The organism is Pseudomonas sp. D47, from assembly GCF_045447305.1.
In the GTDB taxonomy this organism is placed as follows: domain Bacteria; phylum Pseudomonadota; class Gammaproteobacteria; order Pseudomonadales; family Pseudomonadaceae; genus Aquipseudomonas.
In genome coordinates, this window is record NZ_JBJGXU010000001.1 from 39487 (window position 1) to 54974 (window position 15488).

At 61.3% G+C, this 15488-nt stretch carries 11 protein-coding genes; 9 read left to right on the plus strand and 2 right to left on the minus strand.

The window, feature by feature from the left end; translation table 11 throughout:
* Positions 1–69 precede the first annotated feature (69 nt).
* The 3 genes from ACI77I_RS00175 (at position 70) to rarD (ending at position 4182) form a co-directional block, all read left to right on the plus strand.
* Positions 70–1968 carry a PhoX family protein gene (locus ACI77I_RS00175; RefSeq protein ID WP_406996760.1) on the plus strand — a complete coding sequence of 633 codons (1899 nt, stop codon included), beginning with the start codon at positions 70–72 and terminating at the stop codon, positions 1966–1968.
* Between the two features lie 161 nt (positions 1969–2129).
* Entirely contained in the window at positions 2130–3104 is a 975-nt protein-coding gene (locus ACI77I_RS00180; RefSeq protein ID WP_094949485.1) for a serine/threonine protein kinase, read from the plus strand.
* Between the two features lie 193 nt (positions 3105–3297).
* Entirely contained in the window at positions 3298–4182 is an 885-nt protein-coding gene (gene rarD / locus ACI77I_RS00185; protein WP_094949486.1) for an EamA family transporter RarD, read from the plus strand.
* Positions 4183–4404: 222 nt separating this feature from the next.
* Here rarD and ACI77I_RS00190 read toward each other — a convergent pair whose 3' ends face one another.
* A complete protein-coding gene (locus ACI77I_RS00190) occupies positions 4405–4917 on the minus strand; it encodes a glycine cleavage system protein R (protein ID WP_242153065.1) in 513 nt (170 codons plus the stop codon).
* Positions 4918–5183: 266 nt separating this feature from the next.
* Here ACI77I_RS00190 and ACI77I_RS00195 point away from each other — a divergent pair, with 266 nt between their 5' ends.
* Positions 5184–7361 (plus strand): malate synthase G, encoded by a 2178-nt coding sequence (locus ACI77I_RS00195; protein ID WP_094949488.1) that lies wholly within the window; start codon positions 5184–5186, stop codon positions 7359–7361.
* Positions 7362–7532: 171 nt separating this feature from the next.
* Here ACI77I_RS00195 and ACI77I_RS00200 read toward each other — a convergent pair whose 3' ends face one another.
* Complete coding sequence (locus tag ACI77I_RS00200) at positions 7533–7979, minus strand: response regulator (protein ID WP_094949489.1); 447 nt, start codon at positions 7977–7979, stop codon at positions 7533–7535.
* Positions 7980–8225: 246 nt separating this feature from the next.
* Between ACI77I_RS00200 and ACI77I_RS00205 the strand changes: the two genes are divergently transcribed.
* The 5 genes from ACI77I_RS00205 (at position 8226) to ACI77I_RS00225 (ending at position 15488) form a co-directional block, all read left to right on the plus strand.
* Complete coding sequence (locus ACI77I_RS00205; protein ID WP_406996761.1) at positions 8226–10160, plus strand: putative nucleotidyltransferase substrate binding domain-containing protein; 1935 nt, start codon at positions 8226–8228, stop codon at positions 10158–10160.
* Positions 10157–10864, plus strand: coding sequence for a PolC-type DNA polymerase III (locus tag ACI77I_RS00210; RefSeq protein ID WP_406996762.1), 708 nt, complete (start codon positions 10157–10159; stop codon positions 10862–10864). The genes ACI77I_RS00205 and ACI77I_RS00210 overlap by 4 nt, the downstream gene beginning before the upstream one ends.
* A 145-nt stretch (positions 10865–11009) precedes the next feature.
* Positions 11010–11528, plus strand: coding sequence for an RNA polymerase sigma factor (locus tag ACI77I_RS00215; RefSeq protein ID WP_406996763.1), 519 nt, complete (start codon positions 11010–11012; stop codon positions 11526–11528).
* Complete coding sequence (locus ACI77I_RS00220) at positions 11525–12520, plus strand: FecR domain-containing protein (RefSeq protein ID WP_094949493.1); 996 nt, start codon at positions 11525–11527, stop codon at positions 12518–12520. Before ACI77I_RS00215 ends, ACI77I_RS00220 begins: the two co-directional genes overlap by 4 nt.
* Before the next feature lie 142 nt (positions 12521–12662).
* Positions 12663–15488, plus strand: coding sequence for an acyltransferase domain-containing protein (locus ACI77I_RS00225; RefSeq protein WP_406996764.1), 2826 nt, complete (start codon positions 12663–12665; stop codon positions 15486–15488).

The window sequence follows — 15488 nt, forward strand, 5'->3', positions numbered from 1 at the left end:
TCTTCAAACTGCAACAATTTCGTCACGAGTGCTCCTTAAGGTATCTGCAAAAACCGCAGGGAGCCTGAGATGAGCCTATTAGAAGAAAACCAAGCCACCGACCTGGAACAAATCGTCGGCCTCACCCGCCGTCGTTTTATCGGGGCCGGTGCCCTGTGCGGTGCCGCGATGTTCCTCGGCGGCAACCTGCTGACCCGTAGCGCCCTCGCCGTGAATGCCGCCAGCGCCAGCCCCCTGCTGGGGTTCACCAGCATCGCCGCCGCCACCAGCGACGCCATCACCTTGCCGCCGGGCTACAGCGCCTCGGTGCTGATCAGCTGGGGCCAGCCGCTGCACAAAAGTGCCCCGGCGTTCGACCCGTCCGGCAACGGCACAGCCAAGGCCCAGGAGCAGCAGTTCGGCGACAACAATGACGGCATGAGCCTGTTCGCCTTCCCCGGCGACGACAACCGCGCGCTGATGGCGATCAACAACGAATACACCAATTACCGTTACCTCTTCGCCCACGGCGGCGCGCCGCAATCGGCCGAGGACGTGCGCAAGGCTCAGGCCAGCGAAGGCGTGTCGGTGATCGAGGTGCGGCGCAAAGGTGACACCTGGCAGTTCGTTCAGGACTCACGCTACAACCGGCGCATTCACGGCAACTCGCCGATTCGCCTGAGCGGCCCGGCGGCCGGCCACGAGTGGTTGAAAACCAGCGCCGACAAGTCCGGCAAGAAAGCCCTCGGCACCTTCCAAAACTGCGCCAACGGCAAGACCCCGTGGGGCACTTACCTGACGTGCGAAGAGAACTTCACCGACTGCTTTGGCAGCAGCAACCCACAGCAAACCTTCGACGCCGGGCAAAAGCGCTACGGCGCGGTGGCGGCCAGCAAAGACATCAACTGGCATCAACACGACCCACGTTTTGACTTGGCCAAAAACCCCAACGAGCTCAACCGTCATGGCTGGGTGGTGGAGATCGACCCGTTCGACCCACAATCCACCCCGGCCAAACGCACCGCCCTGGGCCGCTTCAAGCACGAGAACGCCGCCTTGGCTGAAACCCGCGACGGTCGCGCCGTGGTGTACATGGGCGACGACGAGCGCGGTGAGTTCATCTACAAGTTCGTCAGCCGTGACAAGATCAACCACAAAAACCCCAAGGCCAACAAAGACCTGCTCGACCACGGCACCTTGTACGTGGCGATTTTCGACGCAGGCGACGGCAACGCCGACCACCCCAAGGGCAGCGGCCAATGGGTTGAGCTCACCCATGGCAAAAATGGCATCGACGCCAGCAGTGGTTTCGCCAGCCAGGCCGAAGTGCTGATCCACGCGCGGCTGGCCGCCAGTGTGGTCAAAGCCACGCGCATGGACCGCCCGGAATGGATCGTGGTCAGCCCCACCGACGGCCAGGTCTACTGCACCCTGACCAACAACGCCAAGCGCGGCGAAGACGGCCAGCCGGTGGGCGGGCCTAACCCACGCGAGAAAAACGTCTACGGCCAGATCCTACGCTGGAAGGCCAACGCCTCCGACCACGTCGCGCCAGACTTTACCTGGGACCTGTTTGTGGTGGCCGGCAACCCCGGCGTGCATGCCGGTACGCCGAAGGGCGGCTCGTCCAACATCAACCCGCAGAACATGTTCAACAGCCCCGACGGCCTGGGTTTCGACAAGGCCGGGCGCCTGTGGATTCTCACCGACGGCGACTACAGCAACGCGGGCGACTTCGCCGGCATGGGCAATAACCAGATGCTGTGTGCTGACCCGAGCACCGGGGAAATCCGCCGGTTCATGGTCGGGCCAGTGGCGTGTGAGGTGACAGGCATCAGCTTTTCGCCGGATCAGAAGACGCTGTTTGTGGGGATTCAACACCCGGGCGAAACCGGCGGTTCGACCTGGCCGGAGCATTTGCCCAATGGCAAGCCGCGCTCGTCGGTGATGGCGATTCGGCGGGATGACGGCGGGATTGTAGGCGCCTGATAGACAGCCATCGCGGGCAAGCCCGCTCCCACAGGGGATTGCATTCCAAGTGTGGGAGCGGGCTTGCCCGCGATGGCGGACTAACAGTCACCACCTATCCCAGCCTTGGTGCGTTACCATACCGAGCCGGACGCGGCGACCTGCTGCGCGCAGGAGTTCGCATGGCCCATCCGTTTGAAACACTCACCCCCGACCTGGTGCTCGACGCCGTCGAAAGCATCGGTTTCCTCAGCGATGCTCGCATTCTGGCGCTTAACAGCTACGAAAACCGCGTCTACCAGGTGGGCATCGAAGACTCCGAACCGCTGATCGCCAAGTTCTACCGGCCGCAGCGCTGGACCAACGAAGCGATCCTTGAAGAACACCGCTTCACCTTCGAACTGGCCGAGTGCGAAGTGCCGGTGGTCGCGCCGATGATCCACAACGGCGAAAGCCTGTTCGAACACGCCGGTTTCCGCTTCACCCTGTTCCCCCGCCGTGGCGGCCGTGCGCCGGAGCCGGGTAATCTCGATCAGCTCTATCGCCTGGGGCAATTGCTCGGCCGTTTGCACGCGGTGGGTTCCACCCGCCCGTTCGAACACCGCGAAGCCTTGGGGGTGAAGAACTTCGGTCACGACTCCCTCACCACCTTGCTCGAAGGCAACTTCATTCCCAAGAGCCTGCTGCCGGCCTACGAGTCCGTGGCCCGCGACCTGCTCAAGCGGGTGGAAGAGGTGTACAAGGCCACGCCGCACAAGAACATCCGCATGCACGGCGATTGCCACCCCGGCAACATGATGTGCCGCGACGAGATGTTCCATATCGTCGACCTGGATGACTGCCGCATGGGCCCGGCCGTGCAGGATCTGTGGATGATGCTTGCTGGCGACCGTCAGGAATGCCTCGGCCAGCTGTCGGAATTGATGGACGGTTATCAGGAGTTCCACGACTTCGACCCACGCGAACTGGCACTGATCGAGCCCCTGCGCGCCTTGCGCCTGATGCACTACAGCGCCTGGCTGGCACGGCGCTGGGATGACCCGGCGTTCCCGCACAGCTTCCCGTGGTTTGGCAGCGAGCGCTATTGGGGTGATCAGGTGTTGGCGTTGCGCGAGCAGTTGTCGGCGCTGAATGAAGAACCGCTGAAACTGTTCTGACACTGCCGCTACTCCTTGTGGGAGCTGGCTTGTCGGATCGCCGCACCGCTGCGATGCAGCCACATCGGTGTATCAGTCACACTGAGGTGATGCCATCGCAGGCAAGTCAGCGCCCACAGAAAAGCATCACCCATCGCCTGACAAAAACCCTTACAATTGCGCCTTTGTTAGCTGCCTAAGCAAGGATTCTGCAATGCAAGCCGCCAACCCTCGCAAAGGGTACATCCTGGGCCTGAGCGCCTATATCATCTGGGGCCTGTTCCCGATTTACTTCAAAGCCATCGCCAGCGTTCCTGCCGCCGAAATCATCGTGCACCGCGTGTTGTGGTCGGCGCTGTTCGGCGGTTTGTTGCTGATGGTGTGGAAACACCCGGGCTGGTTCCGCGAACTGCGCGACAACCCCAAGCGCCTGGCGATCCTGGCACTCAGCGGTTCGTTGATTGCGGCTAACTGGCTGACCTATGTGTGGTCGGTTAACAGTGGGCGCATGCTCGAAGCCAGCCTGGGTTACTACATCAACCCGCTGGTAAATGTGCTGCTGGGCATGCTGATCCTTGGCGAACGCCTGCGCCGCTTGCAGTGGATGGCCGTCGGGCTGGCTGCAGTGGGCGTGATGCAGCAGGTGTGGCAGGTCGGCAGTTTGCCGTGGGTGTCGCTGGTGCTGGCGCTGACGTTCGGCTTCTACGGCTTGATCCGCAAGCAGGCGCCGGTCAAGGCGCTGCCGGGGCTGGTGGTAGAAACCTGGATGCTGGTGCCGATCGCCGTGGCGTGGTTGCTGTTCAACCCGTCGGCGCACAGTGCACAGCTTGAATTCTGGAGCACGTCCGAAGCCTGGTGGCTGGTGGCCGCAGGCCCGGTGACGCTGATCCCGCTGGTGTGCTTCAACGCGGCTGCGCGGCATTTGCCCTACACCGCGCTGGGCTTCTTGCAGTATGTGGCGCCGACCCTGGTGCTGCTTGAAGCGGTGCTGTTGTTCGGCGAGCACTTGGCAACGAGCACCCTGATTGCCTTCGCGTTTATCTGGGCCGGCTTGGTGGTCTACAGCCTGGATGCGTGGCTGACCCTGCGTAAACGCTGATCAAATAACATACAAACCTCTGCAAGCCACAACGGGCGTGGCTTGCAGGCATCCACCCCAAGGTTATCCACAACCTGATCCCCGCCATTTGTGTACAAGCCGTTGAAACTGATCGTTTTTTGCTCAACGGTGGAAGAGGCCCGGCCGGTGTGGCATAGCGCCGGGTCTCTACAGGTTATCCACAGGCCCATGCAAGATTTCCATGCATAACCCTGTAGGCAATTACTCTTCGCTGCGCAGTTCCACCATCAAGTCATCCGCCAAGGTTTCCAGCGACGCCTGCAATGTCTCAAGCGACAGCGACGACGGCACCTGCAACAGCGCCTCGGCATTGAACAACGGATCACCGCTCATGGGCGCCGGGCGCACGTCGGTGCTCAGCCGCTCCAGGTTGACGCCCTGCTTGCTCAACAGCGCCGTGATCTCACGCACGATGCCCGACCGATCATTGCCCACCAGCGTCATCAGGATCGCCTTTGCAGCCGACGCCTGGCCGGTGCTGCCCTCGCCCACCAGTACGCGAATGCCATGTGTGGATAAGTCCTCCAGCGCATTCACCAGATCCTGACGGCTTTCTGTCGGCACGCTGACCCGCAGGATCCCGGCAAATTGCCCGGCCATGTGCGCCATACGGCTTTCCAGCCAGTTGCCGCCGTGGGCAGCAATGTTCTGCGCGATGCGTTCAACCAGCCCGGGTTTGTCGGCGGCGATAATAGTGAGTACAAGATGGTCCATGGCGAAGCCCTCTGAATTCAATCTACAAGGTGGACTCGTGAGCCCTCGAAAACAAATCGTGTACCATTTTTATATTTATCTGGAACAATCGAATAGTTTTTTGAGAACATCCGGTACTCCGCTGTGACCGTACGACCAAAGTGGGTCGCTAAACGACGTATTTAGTCTAATTTTCACAACCGCAAGTCATCATGTAGTATGCCCAACCGTGCACTACATAATGAAAATCTGAAAAAGCGCATAAGCTCCGCAGAGTGAGGCAAGCAATGACTGAACACGTTCAAGTCGGTGGCCTGCAGGTCGCCAAAGTCCTGTTCGACTTCGTGAACAACGAAGCCATTCCCGGCACCGGCATTACTGCCGACCAGTTCTGGGCCGGCGCCGACAAGGTCATCCACGACCTGGCACCGAAGAACAAAGCCCTACTCGCCAAACGCGACGATTTCCAAGCGCGGATCGACACCTGGCACCAGACGCATGCCGGCCAGGCCCACGACCCGGTGGCCTACAAAGCCTTCTTGCAAGACATCGGATACCTGCTGCCAGAAGCCGCAGACTTCCAGGCCTCGACCCAAAACGTCGATGACGAAATTGCCCGCATGGCCGGCCCTCAGCTGGTGGTGCCGGTGATGAATGCGCGTTTCGCCCTCAACGCCTCCAATGCGCGTTGGGGCTCGCTGTATGACGCGCTGTATGGCACCGACGCCATCAGCGAAGCCGGCGGCGCCGAGAAGGGCAAGGGTTACAACAAGGTCCGTGGCGACAAGGTCATCGCCTTCGCCCGTGCGTTCCTCGACGAAGCGGCGCCGCTCACGGCGGGCAGCCACGTCGATTCCACCGGCTACAAGATCGTTGATGGCAAGCTGATCGTCAGCCTTAAAGGCGGCAGCAACAGCGGCCTGCGCGACGATGCCCAGTTGATCGGTTTCCAAGGCCCAGCGGCCGAGCCGATTGCAATCCTGCTGAAACACAACGGCCTGCACTTCGAGATCCAGATTGACGCCAGCACCCCGGTCGGCCAGACCGATGCCGCCGGCGTCAAAGACGTGCTGATGGAAGCCGCGCTGACCACCATCATGGACTGCGAAGACTCCGTCGCCGCCGTCGATGCCGACGACAAAGTGGTGATCTACCGCAACTGGCTCGGCCTGATGAAGGGCGACCTGGCCGAAGAAGTGGCCAAAGGCGGCAAGACCTTCACCCGCACCATGAACCCCGACCGCGTCTACACCGGCGTGGACGGCCAGGACGTGACCCTGCACGGCCGTTCGCTGCTGTTCGTGCGCAACGTTGGCCACCTGATGACCATCGATGCGATCCTCGACAAAGACGGCAACGAAGTGCCTGAGGGCATTCTCGACGGCCTGCTCACCAGCCTGGCGGCGATCCATAGCCTCAATGGCAACAGCAGCCGCAAGAACAGCCGCACCGGTTCGGTGTACATCGTCAAACCGAAAATGCACGGCCCCGAAGAAGCGGCGTTCACCAACGAGCTGTTCGGCCGCATCGAAGAAGTGCTGAACCTGCCGCGCAACACCCTCAAAGTCGGGATCATGGACGAGGAGCGCCGTACCACGGTCAACCTCAAGGCCTGCATCAAGGCGGCCAGCGAGCGCGTGGTGTTTATCAACACCGGTTTCCTCGACCGTACCGGCGACGAGATCCATACCTCCATGGAAGCCGGCGCGATGGTGCGCAAAGCGGCCATGAAAGCCGAGAAATGGATCGGCGCCTACGAAAACTGGAACGTTGATATCGGCCTGAGCACCGGCCTGCAAGGGCGTGCGCAGATCGGTAAAGGCATGTGGGCGATGCCCGACCTGATGGCGGCGATGCTCGAACAGAAAATCGCTCACCCGCTGGCTGGCGCCAACACCGCGTGGGTCCCATCGCCGACGGCGGCAGCGCTGCACGCATTGCACTACCACAAGGTCGATGTGTTCGCGCGTCAGGCCGAACTGGCCACGCGCGAGCGTGCGTCGGTGGACGACATCCTGACGATTCCTCTGGCCAGCAACACCGATTGGTCCGACGAAGAAATCCGCAACGAACTGGACAACAACGCCCAAGGTATCCTCGGTTATGTGGTGCGCTGGATCGACCAAGGCGTAGGCTGTTCGAAAGTGCCGGACATCAACGACGTCGGCCTGATGGAAGACCGCGCTACCCTGCGCATCTCCAGCCAGCACATCGCCAACTGGTTGCGCCACGGCATCGTCAACGAAGCCCAGGTGATGGAAAGCCTCAAGCGCATGGCGCCGGTGGTAGACCGTCAGAACGCCGGGGATGCGCTGTATCGCCCGCTGGCACCGGATTTCGACAGCAACATCGCGTTCCAGGCGGCGGTGGAGTTGGTGATTGAAGGGACTAAGCAGCCTAACGGTTACACCGAGCCGGTGTTGCACCGCAGGCGTCGTGAGTTCAAGGCTAAAAACGGCCTGTAAAAGAAAAGGCCCTGATCGCGAGATCAGGGCCTTTTTTACTAAGTTGTGTGGTGATTGGACTGGCGCTTTCGCGAGCAAGCCTGCTCCCACACTCGACCGCATTTCTAAAGGATGCATACGGTCAAATGTGGGAGCGGGCTTGCTCGCGAAGAGGCCAGCACAGCCAAAAAATCAGGAAGCCATGCCCAACTCGCGCTTGACCATCTTCGCCAGCTTCACGCTATCAATCGGCTTGAGCAAAAAGTCCACCACGCTCAAATGCATTGCATCAATCACATCCGGCGCTTCCGCGTCCCCCGACATGATGATGATCGGCAACGCCGCGCGCTCGGAACTACGCACTTTCTCGATCAATTTAAGCCCGTTGCTGGGCTCCATGCGCAGATCGGTAATCAACAGGCCAATGGAACTGCTGGATTCCAACAAATCCCACGCTGACTCACCACTGTCGGCGGTCATGCAGCGAATGCCGTCCAGGCCCAGGATCTCCGCCAGTAGTTCGCGCGCGTCCTTGTCATCATCAACAATCAACACGCGTTGTGGCGGTAGATCGGGCTCCAGCATCACGGCGCTCAGCGCCTCGCGCTCGGCATCACTCAAAATATCGTGGTCGGACATACGTTTCTCAGCAGTTCTCATCAATCTCGCAGCACACTCGTCAGACATCTGCGGAAGTGCGAACAATGTGCACTTCGTCGGAAAGTTTGCCTAGTGGGCGTTCTACGGGGTTTGGACGATAGTCGTGTAAGGTTTTTCCCTATTCGTGAATGGATTTACCGCTACCTAGACTTACGTCCAATGGGCACCCAGGGCACGGGGGCCGACCATAAAGAACGATAACGACAAGAAACTGCGGTCACTGTTATGAGTAAAGCTGATGCTTTCACGCAGGCGGGAAAAACTGCCGTGTTGCAGAACATCCACGGCACCCTGCAATTCCTGCAACGCTTTCCCCCGTTCAACCAGATGGAAAACGCGCACCTGGCGTTTCTGGTCGAACAGTGCCAATTGCGCTTCTACGGCCAAGGCGACAGCATCCTCACGCCGTCGGGCGGGCCGGTGGAGCACTTTTACATCGTCAAGCAGGGCCGAGTCGTCGGCGAACGCCCGCTGCTGAATCAAGATGCGACCGAAACCACCTTCGAAATCGCCACCGGCGAGTGTTTCCCCCTCGCCGCGCTGCTGGGCGAACGCGCCACCCGCACTGAGCACAAAGCCGCCGAAGACACCTTCTGCCTGCAACTGAACAAGCCGGCGTTTATAAAGCTGTTCGCGCTTTCGAGCCCGTTTCGCGACTTTGCCCTGCGCGGCGTCAGCAGCCTGTTGGACCAAGTGAACCAACAGGTGCAGCAAAAAGCCGTGGAAACCCTCGGCACCCAATACTCATTGAACACGCGCCTGGGCGAATTGGCCATGCGCCATCCGGTCACGTGCAGCCCTAACACGCCGCTGCGCGAGGCGGTGACGCTGATGCATGAGCAGCAGGTGGGCAGCATCGTGATCGTCGACGAACACAAGGCGCCTCTGGGGATTTTCACCCTGCGCGACCTGCGCCAAGTGGTGGCCGACGGCACCAGTGACTTCAATCAGGCCATCGCAGGCCATATGACCCAGGCGCCGTTCTATTTGAGCCCGGACCACAGCGCCTTTGACGCCGCCATTGCCATGACCGAGCGGCACATCGCCCATGTGTGCCTGGTGAAAGACCAGCGCCTGTGCGGCGTGGTGTCTGAGCGCGACCTGTTTTCCCTGCAGCGGGTGGACCTGGTGCACCTGGCCCGTACCATCCGCAACGCGCCACGGGTGGAACACTTGGTGGCGATTCGCGGTGAAATCGGCCAACTGGTGGAACGCATGCTGGCCCATGGCGCGTCCTCCACCCAGATCACCCACATTATTACCCTGCTCAACGATCACACCGTGTGCCGGGTGATCGAGCTGACGTTGGCCGAAAAAGGCGACCCCGGCGTGCCATTCAGTTGGTTGTGTTTCGGCAGCGAAGGCCGCCGCGAGCAAACGCTGTTTACCGACCAAGACAACGGCATCCTGTTCGACGCCAAGGACGCCGCCGAAGCCGACGAGATTCGCGGCCGCTTGTTGCCCCTGGCGCAGCAAATCAACCAGAGCCTGGCGTTGTGCGGCTTCAGTTTGTGCAAGGGCAATATCATGGCCGGCAACCCCGACCTGTGCTTGTCGCGGGCCGAATGGGCGCGGCGCTTCGGGGCATTTATCCGTGAGGCGACGCCGGAGAACCTGCTGGGGTCGAGCATCTATTTCGATTTGCGCGTGGTGTGGGGCGATGAACAGGGTTGCGAGCAATTGCGCCAGGGCATTCTCGATCAGGTCGCGGATAACCGGCTGTTCCAACGCATGCTGGCCGAGAACGCCTTGCGCCAGCGCCCGCCGGTGGGTCGCTTCCGTGACTTTGTGCTGACACGCAAAGGCGGCGAAAAAGCCACCCTCGACCTCAAGGTGCAGGGCCTCACACCCTTTGTCGATGGCGCGCGCCTGCTGGCCCTGGCCAACGGCATCCACGCCAACAACACCCTGGAGCGCCTGCGCCAATTGGTGGATAAAGAGGTCATTGAGCGATTGGACGGCGCCGCATACGAAGAGGCCTACCACTTCATCCAGCAAACCCGCATGCAGCAGCACCAGTTACAAACCCGCGAGAACCAGCCGTACTCCAACCGAGTCGACCCCGACAGCCTCAACCACCTGGACCGGCGCATCCTGCGTGAATCCCTGCGCCAGGCCCAGCGCCTGCAAAGCAGCCTGACCTTTCGGTATCAGCTGTGAGCTTGTTCGACTGGCTGCGTACGAAAAAGCCTGGCCTCGACGCGGTCCAACAGCGGCGCCTGGAGCAATTGCCCAAACCCGCAGTGCTGGGCGACAACGCCTTACGCAGCCAGCGTTGGGTAGTGGTCGACCTGGAAACCAGCGGGCTGAACCTCAACCGTGACCAGGTGTTGTCCATCGGCGCAGTAGTGATTGAGGACGGCGCCGTGGATTTCTCGCAAATGTTCGAGCGCACCCTGCACCGAGCCGAAACAAAACTCAGCCCCAGCGTGCTGATCCACGGCCTCGGCCCCAGCGCCATCGCCGCCGGCAGCGACCCGGTCGAGGCGCTGCTGGACTTCATGGCGTTTGTTGGCGACAGCCCACTGCTGGCTTTCCACGCGCCGTTCGATCAACACATGCTGTGCCGGGCACTCAAGGACAGCCTGGGTTATCGCCTCGCCCATGTTTTTTTGGACGCTGCCGACATCGCCCCGCTCCTCTGCCCCGAAGCGAATATCCGTGAAGCCGGGCTGGACGACTGGATCAGCCACTTCAAGCTGCAGGTGGGTGAGCGCCATCACGCCAGCGCCGATGCCCTGGCCACGGCGGAGTTGATGCTCATCCTGTTTAGTCGTGCGCGCCAGCAGCACATCGACTCCCCGCAAGCGCTTCAGGAGCGCTTGAGCCAATGGAAACGGCGTAAACAAGCGCCCGGTTTCTAGCGGGACGCGCAGCGTCCAGTGAGGCATTCCCATACAGAGCGTGGGAATGATCGCCCGACAGACGCCAATTGCGCCCACTGCCTGCCTCTGACACAATCGCGAATAATTCTCGTTAGTTTAAACCTCTCTTTTATTCGGTGATGCCTTGTCGTCGGTCCAAAACCCACACAGTGAGCTTGTTGGCGCGTTGTACCGCGACCATCGTGGCTGGCTGTTGGCGTGGTTGCGCCGCAACGTGGCCTGCCCGAGCCGCGCCGAAGACCTCAGCCAAGACACCTTCATGCGTCTGCTGGGCCGTGAAGAGCTGCGCGAACCCCGCGAGCCACGCGCGTTTCTGGTGGCGATCGCCAAAGGGTTGTTGTTCGACTACTTCCGGCGCGCAGCCCTGGAACAGGCCTACCTCACCGAATTGATGCTGATCCCGGAAAGCGAACACCCTTCACCGGAAGAACAGCACCTGATCCTCGAAGACCTCAAGGCCATCGACCGCCTGCTCGGCAAGCTGTCGAGCAAGGCCCGCGCCGCCTTCCTCTACAGCCGACTCGATGGCCTGGGCCACGCCGAAATCGCCCAGCGCCTCGGCGTTTCAGTGCCGCGCGTGCGCCAATACCTGGCCCAGGGCATTCGCCAGTGCTACATCGCGCTGTATGGCGAGCCGTTGTGACCGCGATCAGTTCCAAACCGGTCTCGGCCCGTGTGCTGGATGCTGCGATTGCCTGGCAACTGTCCCTCGACTCGGGCGATGGCAGCGTTGTGGAACAGGAAGAATTCGCCAAATGGCTGGCCAGCAATGACGAACATGCACGCGCCTGGCGCCAGTTGGGCATGCTCGACCAGCGTTTCAGCGCGGCCGCAGGCCCGGCGCGGGCGGCGTTGTTGCAGTCACGCGAGGGCATTCGCCAGCGCGTGCGCAAGCTTGGGAGCGGCTTGGCGAGTATCGCGTTGGTGTGCGGCCTGGCGTTGTTTGCCGGCGAGCGTTACGTGCCGATCCACTACTGGCTGGCCGACCAACGCACCGCCACGGGCGAGCAGCGCACGCTGAAACTGACGGACGGCACGCTGATCAACCTCAACACCCACAGCGCCATCGACGTGCGCTTTGATGAAAAGCGCCGGCTGATCGTGCTGCAGGAAGGCGAAATCCTTGTCGAAACCGGCCACAACGATGCCCGCCCGTTCTATGTCCAAACCCGCGACGGCAGCCTGCGGGCCCTGGGCACGCGGTTCATCGTAAAACGCGAAGACGACGCCACGCGCTTGAGCGTGCTGCAGTCCGCCGTGGCCGCCCAGCCAGGGGCATTGCACACGGAACAGATTTTCAAACAAGGCCAGCAAGTGCTGATGCGCAGCCACGGCCTCGGCCCTGCGCTTGCCGTCACCCACGCCGCCGACGCCTGGACACGCGGCATGCTGGTGGTCGACAACGCCCGCCTGGGCGATGTGGTCGAGGAACTCAGCCGCTACCGCAGCGGCTATTTGGGTGTGGATAAAAGCGTGGCCGACCTGCGCATCACCGGCAGCTTCCCGCTGCACGACACCACGCTGGCGCTGAATGCGCTGCTGCCGACCTTGCCGGTGCAGATCGAGCAGCACACGCCGTGGTGGACCAAGGTTATCGCAGGGCCAGCGCAAGGTGGGTCCATCAGCCATAACTGAATTAGGGTTATTTCGAAATAGTCCAAAGAACTGTCATATCTCACAGATCCGCACCACCCTCTTTTGCCATCCAATGAGCCTTCGTTTTTTCCAGCATGACGCTGGTAAAAGCGTTCCCTGTTAGGCTAACGAGGATGGTTCCATGTCAACCCAACTAAACATCTCACGTCAGAGCTACGTCTTCGCGTTTCCCGGCCAAGGCAGCGATCCTTGTGGTGCGCTGACCGAGTTGTATCAATGCGTTCCTGAAACCAGGCACCGAATTGACACCCTTCTGGCAATTATCGAAAACGAGGCTGCGCAGTACGAACCCGAGCCAAAACCTGGGCTTGTAACGCAAGTACTGCTGACCCGGGATCACAGGCTCCCTCTGCCTTCCGGCATCGCGCAGTTGGCGCTGTATGGCGCGGCCGTGGTGCTCAATCAGTTGCTTGAGGATGCAGGTGTTCGTCCGACGTTGATCCTGGCGCAAAGCTTCGGCGAAATTGCGGCCAGGGTCTGTGCCGGAGTGCTCGACATTGCCCAGGGCGCCCGCGCGGTCTGTGCTCTCAACGACGCCTACCGCGCCGAAGAGGGACGAGGCACCATGCTGCTGATCAACCTTTCAGCGCAGGCCACTCAAGCACTGCTGGACCGTTTCCCCGCGTCGAACCTGGTGCTGGGCTCCGTCAACGCGCCGGCACAATGCATCATCAGCGGCGAGACGGCAGACCTTGAACACCTGCTTGCCCACCATGACGACAGCGCGCATCCTTTGCGGCCGGTCGCGATCGCCTACGCCTCACACTACCCCCATCACCAGGAAGTTGCCCGGCGCCTCCTCGAGAACCTACAACCGCTGACAGCCAAACCCTTCAACACACCGATCTACTCAACCGTGCTGGGACGTCGCTATGAGGCCACGGACGACCTGCATGAAATGTTTACCCGGGGCGTCACGCAACCGACCAACCTGCCCCACACACTGGCGCAACTGCCGACCGACGAACACACCGTGTTTATCGACCTCGGGGTGAACAGCGGCATGTCGATGTGCATACGCAAGAGCTTGCCACCTGCACAGACGTACGCACCGCTTGCAGAACCCATCGAAACCCTGCACCACTTGTTGCTCAAAGCGCCGACTGAACAGGCCGCGGTCGCGGCTTTGCGTGAGTTGGCCAATGGCCCCGTCGACGCTCAGGCACACGCGCAAATGGCCAGGATTTTCAGCGACCCGCAGCTCCATCCCCGCGCCAACCAGAGCTTCCACGACGGGCATCGACAGACCTACCAGCGCTTGCAACATTTGATGCGCCAGCTGCCCGAAGGCATTCACGCGTTCAAACAACCGCAACTGTTGATGGCCGTGGCCAGCCATGCGGCGATTAATGACCCCTCGTTGTTCATGGGATGCGTGATTCAGCAGGGGCTATGCATCGGCACACTCCTGGCGTTCGAGCAGGATCACCCTCATGCGGCAACGTGGCGCCGCGAACTGGAGGCTGGCGAAACCCTGGGGGTTTACGCACTGACCGAGATAGGGCACAGCAACTCCCATATGGGCGCGTGTGTCGAGGCAACCTTCGACGCCGACACGCGTACCTTTGTGCTGAATACGCCAAACAAGGCGGCCTTGAAATTCGCCAACGTGGGTATCAATAACCTGAACAAGGTCGGCGTGGTGTTTGCCCAAGTCATCGTGCAAGGCCAGCACTGTGGCGTATTCGCTTTTGTGCTGCCAATGAGTGATGCCCAGGGCCCGCGCCCGGGTATTTCAATGTCGTCACCGACAGAAATTCGTGCAGTGCCACTGGATTACGGCCTGGCAAGCTTTGATCACGTGCGTCTGCCCTTCGATGCGTGGCTTCGCGATGGCGCCTCGATCAGCGCATCCAACCAGTTCCACGACCCGCTGGGCAGCACCGACCGACGCCTGATTCGCTCACTGTTCGCGCCCAAAAATGTATGGGCAATGGTCGGTGTCGGCTTGAGCTCGGTGATGCTGGCTTGTTCCACCCTGGCCCTGACCCATGCCAACCGCCGCACCACGCAGGCGCGCATCGGCAACGGCACCAGCCTGCTGGCGTTTCGCACTCAACGCCGCGCGCTGTTCGGTTGCCTGGCCACCGCGTATGTCATGAAATGCTTTGCCAATGACTCCGCGCGCCTGTGGATTGAAGGCACGGCCAGTCAGGCGTCGCTGCAAGCTACCGGCACAGGCGATGTGACGTGGACACCGTGGGCCGCCATCAGCCAGACCCTGGCGCTGACCAAAGCGCTCTGCGCCCCCGCCGCCGAAGCACTGGCGACAGAATGCCGCTTGCGCTGCGGGGTGGCCGGTGCGCTTAACCTCAATCGCTTCGCCGACTACGAAGGCATGGCCAAGATCTATCAGGATGCCGGTGGCAATAACCGCATGATCCTGCTGGACGCGGCCAAGGTCTTGATCGGCCAGCCCTTGAGCGAACCCACCCCGCCAGACCCACAAGGCAAGCTGGATGATGCCGAGTATTGGCTGGCCATGGCTCACACCTTGGAGTACCGCTTGCTCAAGCAGGTGGCCGACCATGTTGCCCAGCACCGTGGCGAGGGAGAAGACGACATGCAGATCTGGAACTCGCAATTGATGATCGTTGCCCGCGCGGGTGAGGCCTATGCCCACCGCCTGGCCATCGAGAGCGCAGTCCGGGCCGGCGACTCACTGGCCCAAGGGCTGGCCAAGGAACTGGCAAGCGCGCTGTGCGGCCTTTACGTGTTGGAGTACCTGAACAAACACGCGGCCTGGTTCATCAGCGAAGGCCTCATGGACATTGCCCGCTACCGCGCGCTTGAGCAACGGCTTGATACGTTGAGCGATTTCCTGACCACACACGTCGAGCTGCTGATCGAAACCTTCGGCCATGGCGAAGCCACGCGCGCTGCGATCTCCAATGTCGACGATTACCCTGAAGCACTGGCCGACAAACTGCAGTGGGCCGTCGGCTGA

Coding starts and splice junctions, on each gene's coding strand:
- ACI77I_RS00225 (WP_406996764.1), top strand. CDS start 12,663: ATGTCAACCCAACTAAACATCTCACGTCAGAGCTACGTCTTCGCGTTT.
- ACI77I_RS00175 (WP_406996760.1), top strand. CDS start 70: ATGAGCCTATTAGAAGAAAACCAAGCCACCGACCTGGAACAAATCGTC.
- ACI77I_RS00190 (WP_242153065.1), bottom strand. CDS start 4,917: ATGGACCATCTTGTACTCACTATTATCGCCGCCGACAAACCCGGGCTG.
- ACI77I_RS00200 (WP_094949489.1), bottom strand. CDS start 7,979: ATGTCCGACCACGATATTTTGAGTGATGCCGAGCGCGAGGCGCTGAGC.
- ACI77I_RS00195 (WP_094949488.1), top strand. CDS start 5,184: ATGACTGAACACGTTCAAGTCGGTGGCCTGCAGGTCGCCAAAGTCCTG.
- rarD (WP_094949486.1), top strand. CDS start 3,298: ATGCAAGCCGCCAACCCTCGCAAAGGGTACATCCTGGGCCTGAGCGCC.
- ACI77I_RS00205 (WP_406996761.1), top strand. CDS start 8,226: ATGAGTAAAGCTGATGCTTTCACGCAGGCGGGAAAAACTGCCGTGTTG.
- ACI77I_RS00180 (WP_094949485.1), top strand. CDS start 2,130: ATGGCCCATCCGTTTGAAACACTCACCCCCGACCTGGTGCTCGACGCC.